Origin of the sequence: Candidatus Magnetaquicoccus inordinatus (genome assembly GCF_004217665.1) — a bacterium.
Classification (GTDB): Bacteria; Pseudomonadota; Magnetococcia; order Magnetococcales; family Magnetaquicoccaceae; genus Magnetaquicoccus; species Magnetaquicoccus inordinatus.
Window position 1 is genome coordinate 1 of sequence record NZ_RXIU01000428.1, and the last position, 1,481, is coordinate 1,481.

Here is a 1,481-nt window from a genome sequence, read left to right on the forward strand (position 1 = left end):
AGGGAGGGCACCTCCCTGGCCGGGTCCAGGGATGGAATCCCTGGGATTTTGTTTTTAATCTTTTGCCTTTGGCGCGCTTTTCAAACTAAGCCGACGCGCTCTTTGCGTCGGCTTAAGCGCCTGATGGAAGCAAGCTGTGCGAATTGGCGCGCGTTTTTGCGCCAATTCGCACAGCATCCCCATGGGGGTAGAGCCCCCAGATCAGTGCTGCCCAGGCCAATCTTCAGGCAGCCCGTGAACGCCTGCCCCAGAGTCGGGCAGCCTTGTTGCCGACAGTGACTGCCAATGTGACTCCCAACAAGTTGGTCAATCGCTGGGATGGTGGCGAACAGAATCAGCAAACGCTAGTGGCCGGTCTCTCCTTGTCGCAAATTCTATACAACCGGGTGGCTCTGCTCGCCTTTGCCCAGACCACGCCGTGGATCGCTGCCTATGCCGATGATCTGGATGGGATGGTGCAGACGGTGTTTTTTCAGGTGGTGCAGGCGGTGGTCAACGCTCTGCAGGCACAAGAGATTGCGCAGTTGGCCGAAAACAATCTGCAGTTGATGCGCCGTCATTTGCAGAGCAGCGAAGCCCGCTACAGGGTGGGGGAGATTACCCGCACCAGTGTCAGTCAGGCCGAGGCACGTCTGGCGGTGGCGCAAGCGGATGTGACGCGGGCAAACAACGATCTGGCGGTGGCCCGTTCCAATTTTTTTGCGATTGTGGGGATGGCGCTACCAGAGCAGATCACACTGCCTGCTCTGCGTCAGGCCACGGAGGAGGGTGAGTTGGCCTTCTGGATAGGGCAACTGGAGCAGCGTCCCGATATGCGGGCAGCAGAAAAGCGTTTGACCGTCTCCACATTGGCCGTGCAACAGGAAGAGGCAGGACATTGGCCAACCCTCTCTTTGACCAGCGGTGTCAATCATACCTGGCAACGCAGCACGATCGATCAAATGGAGGGCTATAATCTGGGCATGAAGTTGGAAGTGCCGGTTTTCAGTGGGGGCATGACAGTTTCCAAAACGGTGGAGGCGCAAGCAAAACGTGCGGCGCAACAGGCCGAAGTGGATCGCTTGCGCCGTCTGGCCTACCAGGAGATCGAAAAGGCCCGCTTGGATCTGCTCACCAATCAGGCTTTGGCGACCTCGTTGCAAAGCAGTGTCACGGCGGCGCGGATGGCCCGTGATGGAGTGGAGCGGGAGTATCGCGTGGGCACCCGCCCGATTCTCGATCTGTTGGATGCGGAACATGAACTCTTTTCCTATCTGACCGAACAGGCCAAAAATCGTTATACATTGACTTTGGCACGCTTTCATATGCTGGCCGTGGTGGGACGTTTGACCATGGAAGAGCTTGTCTTGCCGGGCGCATCCGGTCCATAATGAGAGTGAGATGTTTTGTAACTATTCACTACCCGTAACTATTCAGCACCCAAAACAACTGGGGGTCCAGGGAGGGCACCTCCCTGGCCGGGTCCAGGGATGGAATCCCTG

General features: G+C 57.5%; 1 protein-coding gene. It reads left to right on the forward strand.

Annotated features, from left to right (window positions below):
• Window positions 1–200: 200 nt before the first annotated feature.
• Window positions 201–1,370 carry a TolC family outer membrane protein gene (locus tag EJP87_RS16260; protein WP_227657718.1) on the forward strand — a complete coding sequence of 390 codons (1,170 nt, stop codon included), beginning with the start codon at window positions 201–203 and terminating at the stop codon, window positions 1,368–1,370.
• Window positions 1,371–1,481: the final 111 nt, after the last annotated feature.